Source organism: Blastomonas sp. AAP53 (assembly GCF_000331245.1).
GTDB lineage: Bacteria > Pseudomonadota > Alphaproteobacteria > Sphingomonadales > Sphingomonadaceae > Blastomonas.
Window position 1 is genome coordinate 25532 of record NZ_ANFZ01000024.1, and the last position, 16740, is coordinate 42271.

Here is a 16740-nt window from a genome sequence, read left to right on the forward strand (position 1 = left end):
TGGGGTCGGTTCAGGGAGGGGCCGGGCGGCAAGGCGATGGCCTGGATGCCGCCCGGCGGGCTGGATCAGTAACGGAAGATCAGTTCCGCCCCGAGCACCCGGCCCTTGTTGATCGAGGAAAAGGTGGAGCCTGCGAAAAACGGCAGCGGCGAGACATTGCCTTCAGTCTGGTCGTTCAGCAGGTTGTTGCCGTAGAGCGAGAGCTTCCACCGGCGGTTGTCGGTCTCGAACGACACATTGGCATCGACGATGTCGCCCGCGCTCAGCAGGCCGGTGTTGTTGTCGTTCGACCAGGCGGCATCGCGATGGGCATAGGCCAGCCGCGCGCCGAACTCGCCGCCGCCGCGCACGTCGTGCGCGAAGTTTGCGGCAACACCATAAGTCCAGGGCGAAAGCCGTGGCGGACGCAGTGCGAAGTCCTTGGCATCGATGACCCGGTCACCGGTCAAGTCAAAGAAGATGCGGGTGTATTGCGCATCGGTATAGCCCAGCTGCCCGTTCAGCGTCAGGTGATCACCGATCCGCAGCGTCGCTTCGGCTTCGACACCGCGCAGCCGCAGATCGGCAGAGTTGCGGATGACCTGGGTGGTGCCCAGCGGCAGCACGGGAAGGATGATCTCGCGCTGCAGGCCGTAGACGGTGTTGTGGAAGGCAGCGACATTGAGCCGCAACAGGCTGCCGAAATCCTGCTTCAGGCCGATTTCATAGCTGTTCTGCTTCTCTGCATCGAACGGCCCTGGCGCTTCGGCAGGGTTGCCGTTGCGGAAGTTGTAGCCGCCGCTGCGGAAGCCTCGCGCAAAGAACGCATAGGCCAGCGTGTCGCTCGTCGGCTGCCATTGCAGGCCGACGCGGAATGTGGGGTCTGCCCAGCTCTGCTCGTCCCGGAAACCATAGCTGCTGCAGGTCCTGGTTCCGATCGGGTCGCACAGGTTGCCGGTCAGGTTCTGCACCTGCACCCGCTTCTTCTCCCACGAATAGCGCACGCCGCCGCTCAACGTCAGCGTGTCGGTGAGCCGCCAGTCGGTGGAGACAAACGCGCCGAACGTCGTCTGTGCCTGCTTGCCACCGCCGGAAATGCGCAGCGCGCCGCCTGCCAGCCTGCGCAGCTCGATATAGTCGATGTCCTGCTCGAAATAATACAGCCCGGTGGTGACATCGACCGAACCGAAGGTGCCGGCATAGCGCAGTTCGTTGCTGAACTGATTCTGGCGGGTCAGCGTATCGGCGTGGAAGGTGAAGGCGGGCGAGGAATCGATGTCGCTGACCACAAAGCCGCTATAATCGCGATAGGCGGCAATGTTGGTGATCTTGCCATCGCCAAACGCGGTATCGATGTTGATCTCGACCGAGGCCTGGTTCCAGTCGTTGCGGGTCTCGCCCTCTTCATCGACGCTGATGCCGAAGCTCTCGCGCCGGAACAGGCCGAAGTTGCTGACCACCGCGCCATCGCCGCGCACCCGGCCATGCTCGTAGCGCCCGACGATGCTCACGGTATCGCTGGGGGTGAAGTTGAGTGCGGCGCGGACGATCAGCGTTTCCGACGCGCCGAAATCGGTGTTGCCATTGAACTGGTTGGTGAAATAGCCGTCGTCGTCATTGTAATAGACCGCCAGCTTGGCCGCCAGCTTGTCCTCGATGATCGGGCCTGACACGACCCCGCTGACAATCTTGTTGAGCCCGGACTCCACCGCCACGCGGCCTTCGACCTTGAGATCATTGCCCGGAGTAGACGAGCGGACCACGACCGCACCGCCGGTCACGTTGCGGCCGAACAGCAGACCCTGCGGCCCGCGCAACACCTCAACACCCTCAAGGTCGAAGGTGTCGAACAGGATGCCCGCGCTGATGCCCATATAGACGCCATCGACGAACACGCCGACGGTCGGATCGATCGAGGGGATCGAGCTGTTGATGCCCAGACCGCGAATGGAGAAATTGGCAAAGCCCGGCGCGGTGCCGACATCATCGAGCTGCACGTTGGGCGCGCTGTAGCTCAGGTTGTCGAGCGTGCGGATATGCTGGTTTTCGAGCTGGTCGGCGCCAAAGGCGGTGACGGCGATGGCGACGTCCTGCACATTTTGCGCATTGGCCTTTTTGGTGGCGGTCACGACGATCTCGTCGAAAGCCGATTTCGGGCCTTCAGCGGCCTCGGACGCGCTTTCAATATCCTGTGCCTGCGCCTGGCTGGCCATGGCCAATACCAGAGCTGCACCGCCCAGACCGACACGCAGCCGTGTCTTGCTGACCTTCAACATATTCATCCCCTCCTGTGTTATGTTTTCCCGAAAGGACGCGAGCTCGGGGCGCGACAAGCCGATCAGGCCTGACGGTCATTTGCTGCGCGACAATGCGGGTTTGGCGTCTTTTTCAGTGGTGTGATTTCTCAGCATTGGGCCCGAACAGGCAACCTGCAGGCCCTGTCCAGCCGCGATAATCATAAGGGCGATTTGCGATGTGCCAGGCGCAGCACACCGGATCGACAACCAGCCTCAGCGCGCCAGCGTATGGCCGATGCCGCCATCGACCGCGATCGACTGGCCGGTGACGAAGGAGGATCGCTCCCCTGCCAGCCACAACGCTGCCTGGGCGATATCCACCGCCTCGCCCAGCCGCCCTACCGGGGTCTGCGTGATGCGCCTGGCGATCTGGTCCTCGTTCAATATGGCGAGCACGCCTTCGGTTGCCACCGTGGAAGGCGCGATGGCATTGACCCGGATCTTCCGAGGGCCAAGCTCGACCGAGGCAGACCGGGTCAGCCCGTCGACCCCTGCCTTGACCGCAGCATAAAGCAGCGCACCAGTGCTGCCCAACCGCCCTGCCATCGACCCGATGTTGATGATGGCACCGCCCGGCGGCATATGCGGCGCTGCTGCCTGGATGCCCCAGACAATGCCGCCCAGGCCGACACCCGTCATCCGCGCAAACGTTTCAGGGGTGATGTCCGCGATCAGGTCGTAGCGGTTCCACATCGCGTTGTTCACCAGAATGTCGATGCGCCCCAGGCGTGCGGCGGCATCGTCGATCACGGCGGTCAGTGCCGCGCGGTCCGATACGTCCGCGCCATAGCCGATGGCGGTCGCTCCGGTGGCGGCAATCGCCTCGGCAGCCGCTTCGGCCCAATGTGGCTTCAGATCGACCAGCACCACCGCCGCCCCTTCGGCGGCGAACAGCTCGGCGATCGCGCGGCCCAGCCCGCGCGACGCGCCGGTGATGATTGCAACCTTGTCCCTCAGTTCCCCGCCCATCGTCGTCCTTTCGCTTGTTGCCGCGCATCTAGCCGCAGCCCGGGCCCTGCCAGCAACGCCGCGCTGGGGCGGCAGCGCGATTATTCGGTGCATGATAAGCGCGACTGCCCCTCCGCCGCCCTTTGACCCCAGCGCGATCCGCGCGCGAAAGTGCGGCAAGCCCGATACAGGGCAGCACAAAAGGAGCGGACATGACGGACAGGGCTCAACACGCGGGCGGGCGGCTGGTGCTGGTGACCGGCGCGGCACGCGGCATCGGCCTGGCCTGCGCTCGGCGCTTTGCCGCCGACGAAGATCGCGTCATTCTCGCCGACCGGGATGCTGACGCGTGTTCCAGTGCCGCCGCGAGCCTTGGCGGGCGGCATGTCGCGCTCACCCTGGACGTGTCGGATGAGGCTGCGGTCGCCAGGGCTCTGGCGGATGTGCAGGCGCAGCATGGCCCCATCGACGTGCTCGTCAACAATGCCGGAGTGGTCGACCGGATGGCGCGCCCGCTGCTGGAGGTGCCCGACGACGATATCGACCGGCTGCTCGGCATCAATCTGGACGGACCATTTCTGGTGACCCGCGCCGTCGTGCACGCGATGATGCGGCAAGGCCAGGGCGCGATCGTCAACATCGCCTCGGGCGCAGCACTGCGTGCGCTTCCCGGACGCGCGGCCTATAGCATGACCAAGGCGGGCGTGATCGGCATGACCCGCGCGCTTGCGGTGGAGCTTGCGCCGCACGGCATTGCGGTCAACGCCGTGCTGCCGGGCTATATCGACACCGAGATCCTGCTGGCGCTGGAACGGGAGGGCCGGTTCGATCGCGGCGCGGTGGCGGGCGCCATCCCCGCTGGCCGACTGGGCCGCGCCGACGAGGTGGCAGAGGCGGTCCATCATGTCTCGCGCGCCACCTATCTTGCCGGAACCTTGCTGTCGGTCGATGGCGGGGTCGATGCCTTTGGCGGTTCGGGCCGGGCGTCAGAATCGGTAATGCCGCATCGGCCAACGCGTCCGGGCGATGTCGCCTGCGTGACCGGCGGGACGAGCGGCATCGGCGCGGCGATCGCCGACCGCCTGGCGGCACAAGGCTGGCAGGTGGCGGTGATCGATCAGCAGCCAGCAGGCCATTGTGCGCATCGCGTCTGGCAGGCCGACATGGCCGACGCCGACGCGGTCCGCAGTGCGATCGCCGGGATTGCAGCATCGCTGGGCCCGGTGGCCTTGCTGGTCAACAACGCAGGCATTGTCGATCCTGCCCATCCGACGCACGCGCAGTCGCCAGCCGACTTTCGCCGGACCATCGCCGTCAACGTCAAGGGCGTCATCCACGCCGCGCGCGCCGCTGCACCGATGATGATCGCCAGCGGCGGCGGGGCCATCGTCAACCTGTCCTCGATCACCGCCAGCCTGGGACTGCCGGGGCGCAACGCCTATGGTGCATCCAAGGCCGCAGTATCGATGCTGACGCGCAGCATGGCCTGCGAATGGGCCACGCACGGCATCCGGGTCAACGCGGTCGCGCCGGGCTATATCCGCACCCCCGCGGTGGAAGCGCTGATCGCATCGGGCGCGCGTGATCTCGATGCGCTGATTGGGCGGATACCGATGGGCAGGCTGGGCGAGCCTTCGGAAATTGCCGATCTGGTCGCCTTTCTGGGATCGGACGCGGCATCCTATATCACCGGCACGACGGTGCAGGCCGATGGCGGCTATCTGGCCAGCGGCCACCCCGCCGGTGCACCGATGCCCTGAGCGCCCGGGCTCGCATGGCATATCCTATATGCAATAGTTGCGTGTCCCGGCACGGCGCAGGTGCCAAGCCCCCACTGCCCCCATAATCTTTCGGCCAGCAAAACAAGACGGTGGGAGAGCTTCGATGAGTCAGGTCAGGTTGGAAGTCGCGGATTATGTTGCAGTGGTCACGCTCGACAATCCGCCGGTCAACGCCCAGAACATGGAGCTGATCGAAGAGATCACCGCCACCTTCGACAGCTTCAACGACCGCGACGATGTCCGCGTGGTGGTGCTCACCGGGGCGGGCAAGTGCTTTTCGGCTGGCGCAGACCTGCGCAACCGGCCCGACCTGTCCGCGCCCGGCGCGCGCTGGGCCCGCAACCGCAAGGTGCGCGAGGTCAGCTATTGCATCATGGACAATGCCAAGCCGACGATCGCGGCAGTCAACGGCGCGGCGCTTGGTGCGGGCCTGGGGCTGGTGGCCAGCTGCGACATCATCGTCGCCTCGCAGAACGCGGTCTTCGGCCTGCCCGAGGTCGATGTCGGCCTGATGGGCGGCGGCAAGCATGCAGAGCGGATCCTGCCACATTCGCTGGTGCGCCGGATGATGCTGACCGGCTATCGCGCGCCTGCCGAAGAGCTCTATCGGCGCGGCATCATCGAGGCGTGTCTGCCGCCCGAAGAGCTGATGCCCTGGGTGATGGACATGGCGCGCAACATCGCCGCCAAGAGCCCGCTCGCCACCCGTCTGGCCAAGGACAGCATGCGCACGATCGAGAACATGACGCTGCGGGACGGCTATATCTACGAACAGGGCAACACCGCCAAGCTGGCAAGCTCGCACGATGCGGCGGAGGCGGTGGCGGCGTTCGTCGAGAAACGCCCGCCGGTGTTCCAGGGACGCTGAGCCCGGCCATGACACGCACGCGCGCCGGCAACTGGAACTTTGGCGATCTGCTCGATATCGCCGCCGCCCATGTCCCCGCAGAAAGACCCGCGCTGGTGCGCGGCGACCGCACGATCTGCTGGGGCGATTTCGATGCCCGCACCAACCGGCTGGCGCGCGCCATGCTGGCAGGCGGGCTGCAGACCGGGGACAGGGTCGCCATCCTGGCGCGCAACATTCCCGAGTTCATCGAGATCGCGTGCGCCGCATTCAAGGCGCGGCTGACCCATGTGAACATCAACTATCGCTACACCACCGCCGAGATCGAATATGTGCTGGCCGATTGCCAGGCCGCCGCGCTGTTCCATCAGGACGAATTCGCCTCGGTCGTGGCCCCCCTGCCCGCCGCTCTCGATCACCTCAGGCTGATGGTGCAGATCGGCGGCGAAGGCGATGGCTATGAGGCGATGGTGGCCGAGGGCGATGGCGCGCCGCTGGGCATCGTGCGGTCCGCCGATGACGGCTATCTGCTGTACACCGGCGGCACCACCGGTCGGCCAAAGGGCGTGATGTGGGCGGCAGGCGATGCCCGCGCGGTGCAGCTGGAATCGCCTACGGTCCGCACGCCGGTGCTGACGCTGGACGATCATGGTCGGCAGGTTGCGGCGAACGTCACGCCGGGCCGGGTGCTGCCCGCCTGTCCGCTGATGCATGGCGCCGGGCTCAACAGCTCGATGGCCGAACTGCTGATGGGTGGCACCGCGGTACTGCTGGAAAAGGACAGTTTCAACGCTGCCGAATTGTGGGATCAGGTCGAACGCCACCGGGTCAGCCGCATCCTGATTGTCGGCGATGTCTTTGCCCGGCCCATGCTGCAGGCGCTCGAAGCGCACCCGGGCCGCTGGGATCTCGCGAGCCTCAAGGTCATATCCTCTGCCGGCCTGATGTGGAGCGAAGAGGTCAAGCGCGGGCTGGTGGCGCAGCTGCCGCAGCTGTCGCTCGTCGACATCCTGGGCGCATCGGAGGCGTCGGGCTTTGGTTATGCGGTCACCAATGCATTGCGCTCAACCCCCACCGGCTATTTCGAGCCGGGCCGACAGACGGTGATCATCGATGTCGAGACCGACCGGGTGCTCGCCGATGACGAGCCCGGCACCGGCTGGCTCGCGCGCAGGCCGCCATTTGCACTGGGCTATTACGGCGATCCGGAAAAGACGGCGCAGACCTACCGGCAGATCGACGATACCGTCTATGCCATCCCCGGCGACATGGCCGAACGCACCGCCGATGGGCTGATCCGGCTGATCGGACGCGGCAACCTGTGCATCAACACCGGCGGCGAGAAGGTGTTCGTCGAAGAGGTCGAAGAGGCGCTGAAACGGGCTCCGGGGATCGAGGACGCCATCGTGGTCGGCGTTCCCGACGAGACCTGGGGCAAGGCCATCGTGGCGTTGATCCGCACCGCACCGGGCTATGACGAGGCCAGCGCCCGCGCGGTTCTGGAAGCCGATCTGGCCCGCTACAAGCTGCCCCGCCGGATGATCGTGCTCGACGATCTGCCACGCCACGCCAGCGGCAAATCCGATTATCGCCGCGCGACCGAAATGGCGCTGGCAGCGACGAGCTGAACCGGTGCGCCCGCAGGCTCTCGTCACCGGCGGTGCACAGGGAATCGGCCGCGCCGTCGCTGAAACACTGGCGGCACAAGGCTGGCAGGTTGTGGCGGCAGACCGGGACGAAGCCGCGCTCGGCTGGGTGACAGACCATGCCGATACCGTGACCGGCGCGGTGATCGATGTCACCGACGCACACGACATCACCCGCGTGCTCGATGCGATGCCCGCGCCCGATGTCGTGGTCAACTGCGCCGGAATCGCCGCGCAGCTGCTGCCGCTCAAGCAGATCGAGCGGGGCGCCTTCGAGCAGATGCTGCGCGTGAATACCGGGGGGACGTTTCTCGTCGCGCGCGAGGCGGCTCGCCGGATGCAGGGCGGTGCGATCATAAACATCGCCTCGCGCGGCTATCTCGGTGGGGCGGGCGCTGCGCATTATGTTGCGTCGAAAGCGGCGGTGGTCGGCATGACCCGGGCGATGGCGGTGGAGCTGCGCTGGCGCGGCATCAGCGTCAACGCGGTCGCACCCGGCATGGTCGAGACCCGGATGATCGCGGATTTTACCCCGGGCATGCGCGAACGCCTGACGCGGCTGGAGCCGAGCGGCACGGCGTTGCAGCCGGACACCATTGCAGGCGCCGTAGGCTATCTCGCCTCGCCTGCCGGACGCGCGCTGAGCGGCCAGGTGCTGCTGGTCGATGGCGGCAAGTCGCTGGGGGTCTATCCATGCTGACCGTCGTTGCAGACCCAGGCAGCGTGGCAGACAGCATCGCCGCGCTGGTCGACCGCCAATGCGCCGACACCCTCACCATGGCCGCCGCTCTGGTCGATGCCATGCCACCCGGTCGCGCAGCTCCGCTCGATGCGCTGGGCGATGCAGACCTCGAGGCCGGCCTCATCCAGCCGCTGGCATCGCTGGGCGCCACGCTCGCCGGGCTGGTACCGCAGCATCGCCGCATCGTGCTGATCGGCACCATGGCGGGATTTGGCCAATGGCATGCCAGCCTGTCCGCCGGTTTTGCAGCCGGCGCGACCGGATTGATGCGGTCGGTCGCGCTGGAATTCATGCGCGAGGGCGTGACGGTCAACATGATTGCTCTTGGCGACATGGATGATCGTCAGGCGGTCCGGGCCGCAGGCCTTGCTGCGGTGCTGCTGCAATCGGATGCGATGAGCGGCCAGGTGCTGCCCTGCGACGGCGGCGACAATCTGCGCATGACCCAGGCGCGCAACCGCCCGCTGGCATAACCCCTTTACGAGCCGCCCGCACGCGGGCAGGATCGATGGCGCAGACAGCGGCAACGGGGGAGAGGCGCGAATGTCGCAACCAGCCGTCAAATCGGCGCTCCGGACGTTCGAGGTGCTCGAACTGTTCGTCGAACGGCGCACCCCGCTGCACCTGCACGAGATTCACACGACGCTCGGCTATCCGCAATCGAGCACCACCGCGCTGCTCAAGAGCATGGTGATGATGGGCTATCTCAACTACGACCGCGACCACCGGACCTATCTGCCCACGACACGGGTCAGCCAGCTGGGCAACTGGCTGCCCGACTATATCCAGGCAGCGGGCGGCTATCGCGAGCTGGTGGAAGAGCTGCAGCGCCGCACCGACGAAACCGTCGCGCTGATCACCCGCAACGACCTGTTCGTCCAGTACATCATCCTGCTGACCCCGGACCATGAGTACCAGATGGCCCCGCAGGTCGGCGTCATGCGCAAACTCGTCGATTCCTCCGGGGGCCTGTCGCTGATGGCACGGATGGACGATCGGGCGATAGAGAAGCTGTGCCGCTATTCGAATGCCTATTACGGCGGCGGGGAACGGGTCTCCTATGCGCAGCTGATGCGGCAGGTCGAATGGGTCCGCCATGTCGGCTATGCCTATGTCCCCAACCGCCCGACGCCTGCGGTGTCCTCGATCACCATGGCGCTGGATGCCGATCTGGGCGGCGTGCCGCTGGCGCTGGGCGTGGGCGGGCTGGCCGAACGGATCGCCGACCGCAAGGATGCCATCGTCGAAACGCTGCAGGATCTGGTCACCTCGTTCCGCCCCACACCGCGATAGGCGCGCAATATCGCGGACATGATAGTCTGCCCGCCCTGCCCTCAACACGTGCGCAGGCCCGAACTCGCTGCATAATCTTCTGCAACAATTCCAAGAACCGGCACAGGCCGGCAGCAGAGAGGCGCAGGCGTGGCAACCGACATCAGCTTTCTGGGCGACTTCCGGTGCAGGCTGGGCGAAAGCCCGCTCTGGGATCCGGCGCGCGCACGCCTGTGGTGGGTCGATGCGGTCGGCCAGACCATCTGCAGTGCAGCCGCCGACGGTTCGGCCCCGGTCAGTTGGACCTATGACAGCATGGTGGGCAGCATCGGGCTGACGCAGAATGGCCTGATCGCGGCCTTTGCCGATCATTTCGCCTTGATCGACGCCGAGACGGGCGAGGCCAAACGGCTGCTCGGCGTGGATGCGCAGGACGGTGCCGTCAGGCTCAACGACGGCAAGGTCGATCGGGGCGGGCGCAGCTATGTGTGCGGCCACACCCGGATGCACGACGCCGCGGCCGGATCGCTATTCCAGCTGTCCGCCGATGGCACACTGCGCGAACTGGCGGGCGGCATGCGCATATCGAACGCCATCTGCTTTTCCCCCGATGGCAGCCGCCTGTATTGTGCGGACAGCCTCGACGGCTTCATCCGCTGCCATGCGTATGATGCAGCGACCGGAACGGTCGGAGCGCAGACCGGTCGGATCGACCTTGCCGGCATCGGCCAGGCACCCGACGGCGCGACGGTCGATGCCGATGGCAACCTGTGGATCGCGCTGGTGCTCGATCAGGCGCTGGCCTGTGTCAGCCCCGATGGCAATTTGCTGCGCCGGATCGCCATGCCGATGCCCTTCCCCTCGTGCCCGGCCTTTGGCGGCCCCGATCTCGACACGCTCTACGTGACCTCGATCGGCAATTCCGGTCACAATCTGGTGACCGATCATCCCGATGGCGGGCGGATCGCGGTCATCCGGGGGCTGGGCGTCACAGGGCTCCCCGAAAGCCGATTGCGCATCCCATCAGACACAGGCAGCAACCATGGAATTTGAACTCGACCCCGCCGACCTCGCCTTCCGCGAGGAGGTGCGCGATTTCTTCGCCACCGGCATTCCGCCCGAATGGCGCACCCGGGTGCGCGCCGGGCTGCGGCTGCACCCCGAAGAGCTGATCGCCTATCAGAAAAGCCTCGCCGAGCGCGGCTGGGGCGCGCCGACCTGGCCGGTGGAATATGGCGGCACCGGCTGGAGCCCGATCCGCCAGTACATCTTCTGGACCGAAGCTGCCGCCGCCGATGCGCCCGCGCAATTCCATCAGGGACTGGAACTGATCGGCCCGATCATCTTCACCTATGGCAGCCAGGCGCTGAAGGACCGCTATCTGCCCGGCATCATCAACGCCGATGACTGGTGGTGCCAGGGTTATTCCGAACCCAATGCCGGGTCCGACCTCGCCTCGCTGCGCACCCGCGCGGTGCGCGAAGGCGATGATTATGTGCTCAACGGGCAGAAGGCGTGGACCAGCTATGGCCATGTCGCCAGCCACTGCTTCGTGCTCGCCCGCACCTCTGACGAGCCCAAGCGGCAACAGGGCATTTCGCTGCTGCTGATGGACATGAAGACGCCGGGGATCACCATCCGCCCGGTCGCCACGATGGACGAGAAGCACCACACCAACGAGATGTTCCTCGACGACGTCCGCGTGCCCGTGGCCCAGCTGGTGGGCGAGGAAGGGCGCGGCTGGGAATATGGGAAGGTTCTGCTCGACCGCGAACGGATGGTCACCGCTTCGGTCGCGATCTTTCTGGTGCAGACGGTCAAGGGCATCCGCGAGGCGGCCACGCGGCGGACGATCGGCGGCGTGCCGCTGATCGACAAGCCCGGCTTCAAGGCCAAGCTCGCGCAGTACGAGATCGAGGTTATCGCGCTGCAGACGATGGTGCTCAAGGTGATGGCCGATGCCGCAGCGGGGGTCGATTCCGGTCCGCTGGGGTCGATGATCAAGCTGCGCTGGTCGCAGCTCTCGCAGGCGGGCACCGCCCTGTGGGTCGGCGCACTGGGCCCGCAGGCAGCGCATTTCGCGCCGCTCGACAACGGTTACGCCCTGCCTGCCGACATGCCGTACGCGATGCAGGGCGCGCTCTATGCGCGGGTCACCTCGATCTATGGCGGCTCTAGCGAAATTCAGCACAACATCATCGCCCAGCGCGCGCTGGGCCTGAAGGGATAACGCGATGCGTTTCACCTATTCCGACGAGCAGGCAATGCTGCTCGACAGCGTCCTGCGCTTTGGCCAGGAGCATTTTCCGCCGACCGAGCGCCACCGGTTGATCCAGCAGGGGCGCAGCGGGGAAGCTGCGAGCTGGGCGAAGATGGCAGAGCTCGGCTGGCTGCTGCTGCCGATTGCCGAAGAGTGCGGCGGCCTTGGCGGCGGCATTGCCGAGCTGATGGCGCTGGGCGAAGGCTTTGGCCGGAACCTCGTGCCCGGACCCTATGTGGCCGCCTGCGTGCTCGCGCCGGCCCTGCTCGCGCGGGGCGGCGATGGCCAGTACGATCTGATCGAGCAGATCGGCACCGGCGAGACCCTTGTCGCTGCTGCGCTGCTGGAAGATGACGGCGGCTATGACTTGCACCATATTGCCACGCGCGCTGCGGTTGCGGGGGATCACTGGACGCTCGACGGGGCCAAGGCGCATGTCGAGGATGGCGGCGATGCCGACTGGTTCATCGTGCCCGCCCGCACCGGCGGGGAAACAGCCGACCGGACCGGCATCTCGCTGTTCCTCGTTGCGGCGACCGTTCCGGGGCTGAGGGTCGAGCGGTTCCGCGGCATCGACGGCCATCGCCACGCGCGGCTGGAGCTGGACGGCGTGGCCGGGCAGCTGATCGGCGCGGAAGGCAATGCGCTGGCGGACATCGAGGCGGCGGTCGCCCGCGCAAACTGCGCGTATCTGGCCGAAGCGGTCGGATCGATGGAGGCGGTGAGCGCGATCACGCTCGAGTATCTGCGCACCCGCGAACAGTTCGGGCGACCGATCGGCAGCTTCCAGGTGCTGCAGCACCGCATGGTCGACATGACCGTGGCCTGCGAGGAAGCGCGCGCGATGCTGTGCCATATCGCGCTGTCGCTCGCCCAGGGTCAGGCCCAGTTCCAGCGCGCGGTCTCTGCTGCCAAGGTACGGATCGGCGAATGCGGCGTCTATGTCGGCCAGCAGGCCGTGCAGCTGCACGGCGGGGTCGGCTTCAGCGACGAGCTGATCGTCAGCCACCATCTCAAGCGGCAGATGATGCTTGCCATCGCCCATGGTTCGGTCGATCACCATCGCATGAGGTTTGCCGCATGACCCCCGATCTGCAGTCCACACTGGCCGAACTGATCGCGCGCGAGCGCATCCGCGATTGCCTGTACCGCTATTGTCGCGGCATCGACCGCGCCGACGAGGCCATGCTGCGCTCTGCCTATTGGCCCGATGGGACCGACAATCACGGCCCTTATAATGGCAGCGCCGAAGGCTTCATTGCCTGGGCGATGAAGACGCTGCCGCATATCGAACGCGGCATTCACCAGATCCACAATGTGCTGATCGAGTTCCGCGAGGGCGGCGCGGCGGTGGAGAGCTATTTCTCCGCCTTCCAGCGTCAGCCGGGCGCCGATGGCCAGCTCACCCAATGGGACATGAAGGGCCGCTATCTCGACTGGTTTGTGGAGCGCGACGGCGAATGGCGCGTGCTCAACCGACTGGTGGTGTTCGACTGGGTCGAGGAAATGCCGTTGCCGCCGGGTACCGAGGACGAACGTTTCGGTGCGCGCAAGCCGGTGGGCGGTCGCTGGCCTGACGACCCGGTCTACCGCCTGTAATGACCTCAGGCTTTGCCGAGTTGATCGACCGGGGTGATGGCCGTTACGCCATCGCCATCGGGCCGGAGCTGGCGGTGGGACCGCCGGGCCATGCCTATCTGTTCGGCGGGGCGAGCCTCGCGCTGGCGCTGGACGCGGCCGCAGCGACGACCGGGCGCGCGGTGGTGCAGGGATCGTTGCAGTTCGTCAGCTTTACCCCGCTGGGCCAGACGCTCGATCTGGCGGTGACCGTGCTGCAGGCCGGCAAGACGCTCGCCCAGGTGCAGGTCACCGGCCATGTCGGCGAACGCCTGGTGCTTCAGGCCGGTGTGACGCTGGGTGCGCGGGCGGGAATTGCTGCGCAGCAATGGGCGCGTGCACCTGACGTTCCGCCCCCCGGAAGCTGCCCGCCCAGCACCAGCCTGCCGCGCCAGGACGACAAGGCGCAATTCCTGGCGAGCATGGAGGTTCGCGAGCTGCCCGCAGATGATCTGCCCACCGGGCGCGCCCGCTTCTGGCTGCGGCGCAAGGCGGCAGGGCCGATCGATACGGCGAGCCTCGCGCTGTTTGCAGACTTCATCCCCGTCGCGCTGGGCAGGGTCAGCGGCAGGCCCGGCGGCGGCAACAGCGTCGACAACAGCCTGCGCATGGTGAGCACCGCGCCGCCGGGATGGTGCCTGTGCGATATCACGATCACCGCTGCCGCTTCCGGTTTCGCGCAGGGCCGTGTCGATCTGTGGAGCGAAAACGGCCAGTTGCTCGCCACCGGCGGGCAGACGCTGCTGTTCAATCCCGCCTGATCGGGCGGGCTCTGCCCCCCTAATCGAGCCGCGCCAGCGCCTCTCGCGTGAACGGCGTGATGCGATCCAGCTGTCCTGCGCGCATCTTGTGGCCCCATTGCGCATCGCCGATCAGCGCGCGGCCCACCGCCACCAGATCAACCTCGCCGGTTGCCAGCATATGCTCGAGCAAGTCCAGCCGCGCGCTGTCGGCCACCGGATCATCGCCGACACGCGTCACCAGGAAATCCTCGTCCAGCCCGACCGACCCTACGGTGATTACGGGCTTGCCGGAAAGCCGACGCGTCCACCCGGCAAGGTTCATCCGGCTGTCGGCGAATTCGGGTTCCCAGAAGCGGCGGGTGGAACAGTGGAAGATGTCCGTCCCCGCATCGGTCATTTCCGCCACGAACGCTTCGAGCTGCTGCGGCGTATCGAACAGGCGCGCGGGATAATCCTGCTGCTTCCATTGCGAAAAGCGCAGGCAGATCGGGAAGTCCGGCGCGGTCCGCCTGCGGCATTCGGCGATGATCTCGCGCGCAAAGCGCCACGGTTCCCGCCCCCAGATGTCGGTGCGCCGGTTGGTTGGGCCCCAGAAGAACTGGTCGATCAGATAGCCGTGCGCCGCATGCAGCTCTATCCCGTCAAAACCCAGCCGCCGGGCATCGGCAGCGGCATCGCCAAATGCGGCGATGATCGCAGCGATGCGCGCCTCGTCGAGCATTTTGCCGTTCGGCTTGTCCGGCGCAAACAGGCCGGAGGGCGAGACGGCGGGCACCTGCGGTGTGTCGGTCTGGTCGGGTCTGCGCGCGCTGCCGACATGCCACAGCTGCGGGAACATCCTGCCGCCTGCACCATGCACCGCGGCGAGCACGCCAGCCCATCCGGCAAGGCCTTCGCCATGGAACTCCGGCACGCCCCGTTCGGCCAGCGCCGCTGGATCAGCAATGCCTGTACCCTCCGAGATGATCAGTCCCACCCCGCCCTCTGCCCTCTTGCGATAATAGGCTGCGACATCGGCGCCCGGAACCCCGCCGGGGCTCATCCGCCGCGTCATCGGGGCCATGACCAGGCGGCTGCTCAGCGGCAGAGCGCCGATCTGGCAGGGTGAAAAAAGGCTGGGCACTGGCATGCTGATGATCCCCTTAATGCAGGGGCGCAGCTTGCCCCTGCCCGCGCTATGCCGCAGCCGATCGTGGCATCAGCGACGGTTTATCTCATGCGCGATGATCCGCCGCTGCCACCCTGCGCGCGCCTGCCTGCGCCACTGCGGCCAGATCGGGATAGCCATTGACCGCCATCAGCAGGTCGGCCTCGGCAAGGATCGACCGGAGCACGTGCGCAGCGCCCTCGGCGCCACCGATCGCGAGGCCATAAGCATAGGGCCGCCCGATCCCGACGGCCTTTGCGCCTAACGCCAGCGCCTTGATCACATCGCTTCCCGAACGCACGCCGCTGTCGAACAGCGTTGGCACATCGCCCGCAGCCTTCACCACATCGCCCAGCATGTCGATCGCCGCGATCCCGCCATTGGCCTGACGCCCGCCATGGTTGGAGCAATAGATGGCGTCGACACCATGGTCGACTGCCCGGCGCGCGTCGTCAGGGTGGCAGATGCCCTTCAACACGATCGGCAAATGCGTGATCGACTTGAACCAGGCGATATCGTCCCAGGTCAGCACCTTGCCGAAGACGGCGGCCCAGGCCTGCACCGCTGCGGCGATGTCCTCTTCGGGCGGGCGCGCCAGCAGCGAGCGGAACACGGGATCGGAAAAATAGTTCTCCAGCACCTTGCCGCGCAGCTGCGGGAAATTGGATGTATTCAGATCGCGCGGTCGCCAGCCGGTGACCCAGGTATCGAGCGTGATCACCAGTGCCTTGTACCCGGCGGCTTCGGCACGGCGAATGAGGCTGACGGTCAGGTCGGGATTCTTGGGCGTGTACAGTTGGAAGAAGCCAGGCGTATCCCCGGCAGCTTCGGCGACCTCTTCCAGCGGACTGTTCGCCAGCGTGGAGGCGCAAAAGGGAACGCCGGTCATCGCCGATGCCGTTGCTGCCGCCATGTCGCCGCGCCGGTCCTGCGTCATTTCTCCGTTGACGCCGATGGGAGCCATGAAAATCGGCGATGGCAGGCCCAATCCGAACAGCTCGATCGACAGATCGCGCGTGCTGCAATCCACCAGCATGCGCGGCACCATGCCCCAGTGGTGAAACGCGCTGGCATTGGACCGCTGCGTATGTTCATCGCCGCAGCCACCCTGGACATAATTGAGGATCGACGGCGCCAGCGCATTTTCCGCGCGCTTTTCAAGCGTCGCGAAATCGACCGGAAAGTCGGGGAGAATCCCGCGCAGACCGGCCTGATAGATATGCGTTTGTAGATCACCATAATGCGCCACTGCACCGTCTCCCATTCCATCGTTGGCGGCACTTTTACACGCGCCTGCCTGGCTGTCGGGAGAAAGTTACCAGCATCATATAAAAACTACTAGCAGGTAGATATGATTTGCGGCATAACTCTGCCACGAGCTGCCATCGACAGAATGGCGCCGCAGAGGGAGGTTATGATGTCACTATCCGGCTGCCTCAGGTCAATGCTATGACCCTGGCC

15 protein-coding genes are annotated in these 16740 nt (G+C 66.2%); 11 read left to right on the forward strand and 4 right to left on the reverse strand.

The annotated features are described in order from the left end of the window. Nucleotides 1-65: 65 nt before the first annotated feature. Nucleotides 66-2255 (reverse strand): TonB-dependent receptor, encoded by a 2190-nt coding sequence (locus tag D618_RS0116985; protein WP_238550709.1) that lies wholly within the window; start codon nucleotides 2253-2255, stop codon nucleotides 66-68. Nucleotides 2256-2489: 234 nt separating this feature from the next. Continuing rightward, nucleotides 2490-3245, reverse strand: coding sequence for a glucose 1-dehydrogenase (locus D618_RS0116990; RefSeq protein WP_017672739.1), 756 nt, complete (start codon nucleotides 3243-3245; stop codon nucleotides 2490-2492). A 191-nt stretch (nucleotides 3246-3436) separates the two neighbouring features. On the opposite strand from D618_RS0116990, the gene D618_RS0116995 reads away from it, so the two are divergent. The 11 genes from D618_RS0116995 to D618_RS0117045 all read left to right on the forward strand — a co-directional run bounded on the left by D618_RS0116995 (nucleotide 3437) and on the right by D618_RS0117045 (nucleotide 14150). Then, nucleotides 3437-4984 carry a glucose 1-dehydrogenase gene (locus tag D618_RS0116995; protein WP_026091818.1) on the forward strand — a complete coding sequence of 516 codons (1548 nt, stop codon included), beginning with the start codon at nucleotides 3437-3439 and terminating at the stop codon, nucleotides 4982-4984. A gap of 124 nt (nucleotides 4985-5108) precedes the next feature. Then, complete coding sequence (locus D618_RS0117000; protein WP_017672741.1) at nucleotides 5109-5873, forward strand: enoyl-CoA hydratase/isomerase family protein; 765 nt, start codon at nucleotides 5109-5111, stop codon at nucleotides 5871-5873. A gap of 8 nt (nucleotides 5874-5881) precedes the next feature. Beyond that, on the forward strand, nucleotides 5882-7480 hold the full coding sequence (locus D618_RS0117005; RefSeq protein WP_017672742.1) for an acyl-CoA synthetase: 1599 nt from the start codon (nucleotides 5882-5884) through the stop codon (nucleotides 7478-7480). 4 nt (nucleotides 7481-7484) lie between these two features. Beyond that, nucleotides 7485-8198: an SDR family oxidoreductase gene (locus D618_RS0117010; RefSeq protein ID WP_017672743.1), complete on the forward strand. Its 714-nt coding sequence runs from the start codon at nucleotides 7485-7487 to the stop codon at nucleotides 8196-8198. Continuing rightward, nucleotides 8192-8713, forward strand: coding sequence for a hypothetical protein (locus tag D618_RS0117015; protein WP_017672744.1), 522 nt, complete (start codon nucleotides 8192-8194; stop codon nucleotides 8711-8713). Before D618_RS0117010 ends, D618_RS0117015 begins: the two co-directional genes overlap by 7 nt. Before the next feature lie 70 nt (nucleotides 8714-8783). Next, complete coding sequence (locus D618_RS0117020; RefSeq protein WP_017672745.1) at nucleotides 8784-9533, forward strand: helix-turn-helix domain-containing protein; 750 nt, start codon at nucleotides 8784-8786, stop codon at nucleotides 9531-9533. A 129-nt stretch (nucleotides 9534-9662) separates the two neighbouring features. Further along, entirely contained in the window at nucleotides 9663-10565 is a 903-nt protein-coding gene (locus D618_RS0117025; RefSeq protein WP_017672746.1) for an SMP-30/gluconolactonase/LRE family protein, read from the forward strand. Continuing rightward, the gene (locus tag D618_RS0117030) at nucleotides 10555-11742 is read left to right on the forward strand and encodes an acyl-CoA dehydrogenase family protein (protein WP_017672747.1); all 1188 of its coding nucleotides are present in this window, start codon (nucleotides 10555-10557) and stop codon (nucleotides 11740-11742) included. The genes D618_RS0117025 and D618_RS0117030 overlap by 11 nt, the downstream gene beginning before the upstream one ends. 4 nt (nucleotides 11743-11746) lie before the next feature. Next, nucleotides 11747-12856, forward strand: coding sequence for an acyl-CoA dehydrogenase (locus D618_RS0117035; protein ID WP_017672748.1), 1110 nt, complete (start codon nucleotides 11747-11749; stop codon nucleotides 12854-12856). Beyond that, the gene (locus tag D618_RS0117040) at nucleotides 12853-13371 is read left to right on the forward strand and encodes a nuclear transport factor 2 family protein (RefSeq protein WP_017672749.1); all 519 of its coding nucleotides are present in this window, start codon (nucleotides 12853-12855) and stop codon (nucleotides 13369-13371) included. Before D618_RS0117035 ends, D618_RS0117040 begins: the two co-directional genes overlap by 4 nt. Beyond that, the gene (locus D618_RS0117045) at nucleotides 13371-14150 is read left to right on the forward strand and encodes a thioesterase family protein (protein ID WP_017672750.1); all 780 of its coding nucleotides are present in this window, start codon (nucleotides 13371-13373) and stop codon (nucleotides 14148-14150) included. The genes D618_RS0117040 and D618_RS0117045 overlap by 1 nt, the downstream gene beginning before the upstream one ends. Before the next feature lie 19 nt (nucleotides 14151-14169). Here the strand turns inward: D618_RS0117045 and D618_RS0117050 are convergent, their stop codons facing one another. Both D618_RS0117050 and D618_RS0117055 read right to left on the reverse strand, forming a co-directional pair. Beyond that, nucleotides 14170-15261 (reverse strand): NADH:flavin oxidoreductase, encoded by a 1092-nt coding sequence (locus D618_RS0117050; RefSeq protein WP_017672751.1) that lies wholly within the window; start codon nucleotides 15259-15261, stop codon nucleotides 14170-14172. An 85-nt stretch (nucleotides 15262-15346) separates the two neighbouring features. Beyond that, the gene (locus D618_RS0117055) at nucleotides 15347-16543 is read right to left on the reverse strand and encodes an alpha-hydroxy-acid oxidizing protein (RefSeq protein WP_017672752.1); all 1197 of its coding nucleotides are present in this window, start codon (nucleotides 16541-16543) and stop codon (nucleotides 15347-15349) included. Nucleotides 16544-16740 lie beyond the last annotated feature (197 nt).

Excerpts from the sequence above, each read along its gene's own strand:
- D618_RS0116985 (WP_238550709.1), bottom strand. The coding sequence starts at position 2,255 with ATGTTGAAGGTCAGCAAGACACGGCTGCGTGTCGGTCTGGGCGGTGCA.
- D618_RS0116990 (WP_017672739.1), bottom strand. The coding sequence starts at position 3,245 with ATGGGCGGGGAACTGAGGGACAAGGTTGCAATCATCACCGGCGCGTCG.
- D618_RS0116995 (WP_026091818.1), top strand. The coding sequence starts at position 3,437 with ATGACGGACAGGGCTCAACACGCGGGCGGGCGGCTGGTGCTGGTGACC.
- D618_RS0117000 (WP_017672741.1), top strand. The coding sequence starts at position 5,109 with ATGAGTCAGGTCAGGTTGGAAGTCGCGGATTATGTTGCAGTGGTCACG.
- D618_RS0117005 (WP_017672742.1), top strand. The coding sequence starts at position 5,882 with ATGACACGCACGCGCGCCGGCAACTGGAACTTTGGCGATCTGCTCGAT.
- D618_RS0117015 (WP_017672744.1), top strand. The coding sequence starts at position 8,192 with ATGCTGACCGTCGTTGCAGACCCAGGCAGCGTGGCAGACAGCATCGCC.
- D618_RS0117020 (WP_017672745.1), top strand. The coding sequence starts at position 8,784 with ATGTCGCAACCAGCCGTCAAATCGGCGCTCCGGACGTTCGAGGTGCTC.
- D618_RS0117030 (WP_017672747.1), top strand. The coding sequence starts at position 10,555 with ATGGAATTTGAACTCGACCCCGCCGACCTCGCCTTCCGCGAGGAGGTG.
- D618_RS0117035 (WP_017672748.1), top strand. The coding sequence starts at position 11,747 with ATGCGTTTCACCTATTCCGACGAGCAGGCAATGCTGCTCGACAGCGTC.
- D618_RS0117040 (WP_017672749.1), top strand. The coding sequence starts at position 12,853 with ATGACCCCCGATCTGCAGTCCACACTGGCCGAACTGATCGCGCGCGAG.
- D618_RS0117045 (WP_017672750.1), top strand. The coding sequence starts at position 13,371 with ATGACCTCAGGCTTTGCCGAGTTGATCGACCGGGGTGATGGCCGTTAC.
- D618_RS0117050 (WP_017672751.1), bottom strand. The coding sequence starts at position 15,261 with ATGCCAGTGCCCAGCCTTTTTTCACCCTGCCAGATCGGCGCTCTGCCG.
- D618_RS0117055 (WP_017672752.1), bottom strand. The coding sequence starts at position 16,543 with ATGGGAGACGGTGCAGTGGCGCATTATGGTGATCTACAAACGCATATC.